Source organism: Acidicapsa acidisoli (assembly GCF_025685625.1).
Classification (GTDB): Bacteria; Acidobacteriota; Terriglobia; order Terriglobales; family Acidobacteriaceae; genus Acidicapsa; species Acidicapsa acidisoli.
This window is the reverse complement of sequence record NZ_JAGSYI010000010.1, coordinates 1-5,921: the sequence shown is the minus strand read 5'-3', so window position 1 is coordinate 5,921 and position 5,921 is coordinate 1. Positions and strand designations below refer to the sequence as shown.

The following is a 5,921-nucleotide window of genomic DNA, read 5'->3' as shown; positions in this document are numbered from 1 at the left end:
GAGACGCAATAACAAATGCTTCATTGAGATGTCCTTCCAAGTCACAATATCGAGCGGCCTGAATCCTCGCGAATTTGCCACTCGCTAATGAAGTGGCCGGAAAGGCATGGATTATTCCTTGCGCGCCGAAATAATATTCCGTTCTCGATGTCCTGGGTTAAAGGAGACTGGAGCAAAATTCTTACACCAACCCTCTTTGAATCGAAGACCGTCTCAATTACGCGGATCGGGTGTTCACCGGATCTCCGGTGGCCGTTCGCGCCATGCTGATCTCTCATGCAAGCATGGCGCGCATCTGTAGCTTTACTCTCTCGATGCGGAATGAGGAGCCACAATTTCGGGATAGATTCATCAATCGCGTCGTCGGATGGAATAAAACCATCGGATGCCGCCACTCTTATAGGTGACAGCGTTTCGGGAGCACAATGCGAGTCATTGCAACCTAAACAAGAAAGCGAATCGGCCTGGTCGGATGGTGGGAATGCCTATGCGCTTCTTTTTCAGGTAGCTCGGAAGAGCTGCAAGCCTGCATAAATCGCATGGGCATCACGCTCTGAAATTCTCGATCGCAGATGAAATAGAACAGGCCTCGAACCCACTCTATTACCGAAGGGCGCTGTCTCGCCTGAGGTCAAGCAATGCAAAAGACAATTTCGCAGAAGCGGAGTTCCCTATGACAGCTGATTCTTTCGAAAGTGAACCCGAGTCGGAACTCGCATATTGGAAGTGCCGCGTAGCAAATCTGGAAATAGTCGTGTGCGAACTGCTCGTGGAGAACGAACGACTAAGAAGAGAACTTCAGATGTCAGTCTATGCGCGCTCTGATCTGGCAAGCGCACCGATGGATTCCCAAAAGGGCTAATGGAGACTGGCTGCATCGAGTCCGCGCAGGTTTAAGAAGATACGTAGTGTATATGGATTACCCGCCTGCGAGGCGGCTTCGTTCAAGTCGCCTATGTGCCAGTCTGCCGAAGCAGGCGCAGGCGTTCGCCCGCGCGGACTTCTCACTCCCTCTACCGGTTTAAGTTAGCAAACGGCCACGTGCTCAAAAGAGCAAAGCTGGCCGCGAGAAACTGTTCGCGCTCGGGAGAATCCGAGCCAGTGAGTGATATCCGGCTCTCCTCTCAATCGGATTCACAGATCATTCCGGGCCACACCTTCGTCCTCCTCGTCCGTGCTGAGAACATCGCAAGGGACACTTGACAAGCCGATTCAAAGAGAGCAAGCTAGCGGACGAATATCTGATCAGCCCGCTTTTCCGGCGAGTGGCAGATGAGATGCCTTGGTTCAACCCCTTAATCGCACGAACCGACGCGGCGTGATTGAGCGCCCGCAACAAAATCTTCCAAACCACGAGAATGGATATGTGTCACTGTGCCATGTCCTCTCTCTTCTGACCGTCTGACTCAGCATTTGCCAGATGCGGCAAATTCATGAAACGGAGGGTGCCACATGCGATTCACAAGGTTAGCAGCATCAGCAGCGGTCTGCGCGGCAGCGATCACTGCCGGTTCGATCTACTCGGTTCATCATGTGCGGGCACAAAGTGCTTCGCCAATCTACAACCCATACCCGCCTGGGATTCTTCCACCCAATTTGGATTCGGAGATAGCCAGGGTCCTCCGGGAAGTCGACGTCATCGAAGGTAGAGCTATTGAAAGGTGGCACTCCCTACCGCCGCCGACTCGATTGGGGATGCGCTCAGGCCCAAATGCGCCGATCCTAAAGGATACCGGAACTGAATCAATCGAAACCCTCGGCGAGCTAATGCTTTTCGACAAGAACATGTCGCCAGGCAGAAATCAAGCGTGCACATCTTGCCACATGCCGTATGCGGGCTGGAGCGGACCGATTCCTTCAGTGAACCAGACGATCATTGCCTATCCCGGAACAGTTCACTATCGGGCCGGCAAGCGGACGCCGCAGCGACACACGTATTCACCGTTCTTCCCAGTGCTGCAGTACAACCAGGAACAGATGCTATTCTTTGGCGGGAATTTCTGGGATTCACGCGCGACCGGATACAGGCTACGGAATCCCGACGCCGAACAGGCACAGGGCCCTCCCGTTGACACTCAAGAAATGGGCTTCCCTGATACAGCTTGCGTGGCGTTTCGGCTGAAGCGGGCAGTATACCGTCCTCTCTTCGAACTGATGTGGGGCAGAGACTCCCTCGATATCAGGTTCCCCGACGATAGTGAGAGGATCTGCGCAACTCCAGGAGGAGCTGCGGTGTTCGACGGAGACCCCGAACCAATCAAGTTGAGACGGGAAGAGCGCACAAAGGCGGACACGGTCTATGACCAATGGGGTCTATCGATTGACGCATACGAGCAGTCTGTGCAGGTCAGCAATTTCACGTCGAAATTTGACGCGTTCCTGAAGGGCAACTACACGATGACATCAGACGAGATGGCTGGCTTCAACCTATTCAATGGCAAAGGCAACTGCAACTCTTGTCATGTCGACGGAAGAGGGACGAATCTGAAGTCAGGTCAGGTGGACACCAGCACAACTGCGACGGCAAACCCTCCTCTATTCACCTGCTTCGGCTCGGCAAATGAAGGGCTGCCTCTCAATCCGAGGGATGCTTTCTATTATCAAACCACGCCGGACTCCTTTGGGTTCATCGGGAATCCTTACGGTTTCGGCTACAGAGATTTGGGAATGGGAACTTTTCTGCGAAGTGGTTTCGGCTCCGGCCCCAATCCGAACTCGTCATGGGTACAATTTGCGCCGTCGGTCGACGGCCAATTTCAAGTGCCCACGGTGCGCAATGTGGCAATGACACCACGGCAGTGTCCCACCACCGAAGCTGGAACCGGGAAACCTTACTTCCAGAAGGCGTTCTTTCACAACGGCTACATCAAGAGCTTGAAGCAACTCGTGCATTTCTACAACACGCGCGACACGAGCTTTGCCTACCCGGTCACTTCCGGACACTGCCCGGCAGGAACAATCGAGAGGGTGACCTGCTGGCCGATGAAAGAGGTGCCGCAAAATCTCGACACAACGACGGGGATGCTCGGCTTGACCGATGAGGAGGAGAACCAAATCGTTGCCTTCCTGGAAACACTCACCGACGGTTTCACCGCGCCTTATCCCAACAGCGATACCTTTACTGGGCAATGCATGACCGGTGGTTCGGCATCGACCCAAGGTAATCAGTACCTCATCCCTACTCCACCGCTTCCGCCCTGCGCATCGGAGATCTGCGGAGTGGCGCCGCTCCCGAGTCAGCCGATTCCGTAATGCAATAGGCTATACGGAGTCGTGGCATCAGCTTCTCTGGCTTGTCCGTCTCGCAAAACCCGATATGCGAGCGGACGAGCCAGAACTAAAGATGTTCGACGACGGTAGACCACAGTTTCTTCGTTCATAATCACCTTGAGTTAGTTGAGGTGTGAACATGAATAAAGCTCTTCTGGCATTGTCGATCACGATCTTGAGCGGCAGTCTGCTTGCTCAAGAAAGTCCAACCACTCCAAGAGCCGAGCGGGTACAGATCAGCGAGGGGCCAGAAGTCCCGTTGGTGGGTGGCTATTTGACGGTTATCCGATGGACGGTAAACAATCCCGGTGGCGTGCCCGTGCACTACGGGGTTGTGCACTATGGTAGGGATCCAAAAAGTTTGAGCCAAACCGCCAAGAATCCGATCAGGTTAAACCCTTACCATTCATCGACCGTGTTCCGTGTGAACCTGTACGACCTCCCGCCGAAGACGACCTTCTTCTACACCGTGGAATCAATGGATTCCAGTGGCAAGAGCGACGAAGTTACCAGTCCGATAAAAACCTTCACTACAAAATAGCCGAGAGCAATCTAACAGATAAGTATCGAATATCGAAATATCAGGATTATTACTCTGAGTCGCCCATGTTGCCATGATCGCCATATTGACGGCCGTGGCCAGCCCTCCGCACAGCAGCGCAATCAGCAGGCGAGTTTTTGTGGCGGAGGGATCGACGGATGACTGCTGGCTGGGCGAGCGCATTCTGGTCATATGGCTTCAGATGGGCTCCGCGCCAACGCCACATTCGCTTCTTCGCCTTCCTGTCTTCCGATGGATTGGTCACTGCTCAAAAATCACTCCCTTCCTGAAGTGCAGTCATGCTAGACGAAGGTTACGGTTCATCTTGTAAAGGCATTAGATCCCGTCGTAGCGTGAATATCCACGCTCGGCCCAATAATCTCTTGGCTCTTCCGCGACAAACGAAAGCTTTGTAATAGCCTTCACATTCTTCAAGCCGACCTTCACCGGAACAAGCAGGCGGAGTGGTGCGCCGTGGTCTACAGTCAAAGGCTGTCCGTTGAAATGAGTCGCAAGCAAGGTCTGCGGATGACGGGCTGTCGGCAAATCGAGCGATACGAAATAGGGGTCAGGATTCCCTGAGCCATCGAGATTGACGGACGACTCCACCCGCACCCATTTGGCCTGAGACATTGGTGGATATGCGCGCAACAAATCATCGAATCTTAGACCGGACCACCACGCAACAGCGCTCCAGCCCTCCACACAGACCAGCCGCGTAATCTGCTCGTGCACTTGGAAGCGCGTGAGCAGGTTGCGGATGTTCAGCGAAACTGTCAGGCCGGACGCGAGACCGTTGAGCTCCAATTGCCATTCGGGGATGTAGCCGGGATCAGGGGTTGCGCCGTTGTAATTGTTCTTGAGTGGCGTGATCTGCGATTTCGAATAAGTGGGTACCAGGCGATCTTTTGAATAGAGTGCCTCTGCAACATCGTCGTCGATGCGCAAGGCCTTATTGAGGAACCACTCCTTCTTGGGCCAGGTCTTGTTCCCGTGGATAATGCCCAGCCGTTCCAGCGTAGCCTGTGGCAGGAGTGAGCCGCCGCCTGCCAGCGCTGCTATCGCTCCGGCCCCAAAGAGCAGAACGTCGCGTCGGGTCCGACGACGCAGAGCGTTGGGAGCTACTTCGATGATTTGTGGAGGCTGTTCCCGGAAGAAGTTTTTCGCCTTTGGGACGAGGTCAAGCTCCAAAGCATTGGATGGAGTTTTCCCAGTGAACTCCGGTGTTTCCTGCTCCATCTCCGCTTTCGTTGAAGATGCGTCTATCGGCCGCAATGGATCGCGATTTTGTTCAGATTTCATTCTCAAATCCCTCTGGTCTTTCCACCCTTGCCGACCAACCTACAATCATGCTGCGCAGCGTGTCCCATCCGTCAGCGAGAACCAAAATCACATGCGGGCCAATGAAGAGGATGAATACCCACATCAGCCAGAAATGCCACACGCGCGCTGCGTCATACCCTCCAAAGACCGCAGCCAGCCAGTGGAGCTGCATGGGCTTGTGAATCGCCCAACCGGTAGCGACTGCAAGGAACCCAGCGACCGGAACAGAGAAGTATGCTGCGCGCTGAAGTGCGTTGTACTTTGTGTTGACATGGGGATGCAGCCATTTGCGGCGTGTTAATTTCGCGAAGGGAACACCCATGTAGTAGCGAATCATCCTGAGCGCGTCAAGCAGATCGGTCCGGCGAGGCATTAAGGATCGCCATCCTCCTCCGAGGACCAGTCCTGCAAGGTATACCAACCCATTGAGCATGAACAGGTATGCGCACAGCCAATGCAGACGCAGAGCCACGCCTAACATGCCCGGCCCGAAGCTCATGTGGTTGTAAATCCAGTCCGGCGGACTGCTGTAGTGATGCAGTCCGGGCACATGCGCACATATCCAGATACCGATGTCCGCGAGATAGTCGAAGTTGCCGGTCTGCGGATCTGGCTTGTGCTGATAGACCGGCGAAGCCCAGTAAATGGCAATACCGCTCAGGATGAGGCCGAGAAGGAGCGGCACATTGAGCCAATGACTCCATCGCACCAGGAGATGATGCTTCCTAGCCACGAGCACGCCTCGCTTTTCCGGCAATGTGCTAGTGGCGGCCAGTTGATTCTCAGT

5 protein-coding genes are annotated in these 5,921 nt (G+C 54.4%); 2 read left to right on the top strand and 3 right to left on the bottom strand.

The annotated features are described in order from the left end of the window. Nucleotides 1-1,452: 1,452 nt before the first annotated feature. Nucleotides 1,453-3,252, top strand: a complete 1,800-nt coding sequence (locus tag OHL23_RS28500) for a cytochrome-c peroxidase (protein ID WP_263355492.1) — start codon at nucleotides 1,453-1,455, stop codon at nucleotides 3,250-3,252. Nucleotides 3,253-3,409: 157 nt separating this feature from the next. Then, entirely contained in the window at nucleotides 3,410-3,811 is a 402-nt protein-coding gene (locus OHL23_RS28495; RefSeq protein ID WP_263355491.1) for a fibronectin type III domain-containing protein, read from the top strand. 49 nt (nucleotides 3,812-3,860) lie between these two features. Here OHL23_RS28495 and OHL23_RS28490 read toward each other — a convergent pair whose 3' ends face one another. The 3 genes from OHL23_RS28490 to OHL23_RS28480 all read right to left on the bottom strand — a co-directional run. Continuing rightward, complete coding sequence (locus OHL23_RS28490; RefSeq protein ID WP_263355490.1) at nucleotides 3,861-4,076, bottom strand: hypothetical protein; 216 nt, start codon at nucleotides 4,074-4,076, stop codon at nucleotides 3,861-3,863. Between the two features lie 71 nt (nucleotides 4,077-4,147). Further along, nucleotides 4,148-5,113 (bottom strand): molybdopterin-dependent oxidoreductase, encoded by a 966-nt coding sequence (locus OHL23_RS28485; RefSeq protein ID WP_263355489.1) that lies wholly within the window; start codon nucleotides 5,111-5,113, stop codon nucleotides 4,148-4,150. Beyond that, nucleotides 5,103-5,921, bottom strand: an 819-nt coding sequence (locus OHL23_RS28480; RefSeq protein WP_263355488.1) for a cytochrome b/b6 domain-containing protein, incomplete at its 5' end; no start/stop codon positions are given. The genes OHL23_RS28480 and OHL23_RS28485, both read right to left, overlap by 11 nt.

Coding starts and splice junctions, on each gene's coding strand:
- OHL23_RS28485 (WP_263355489.1), bottom strand. CDS start 5,113: ATGAAATCTGAACAAAATCGCGATCCATTGCGGCCGATAGACGCATCT.
- OHL23_RS28495 (WP_263355491.1), top strand. CDS start 3,410: ATGAATAAAGCTCTTCTGGCATTGTCGATCACGATCTTGAGCGGCAGT.
- OHL23_RS28500 (WP_263355492.1), top strand. CDS start 1,453: ATGCGATTCACAAGGTTAGCAGCATCAGCAGCGGTCTGCGCGGCAGCG.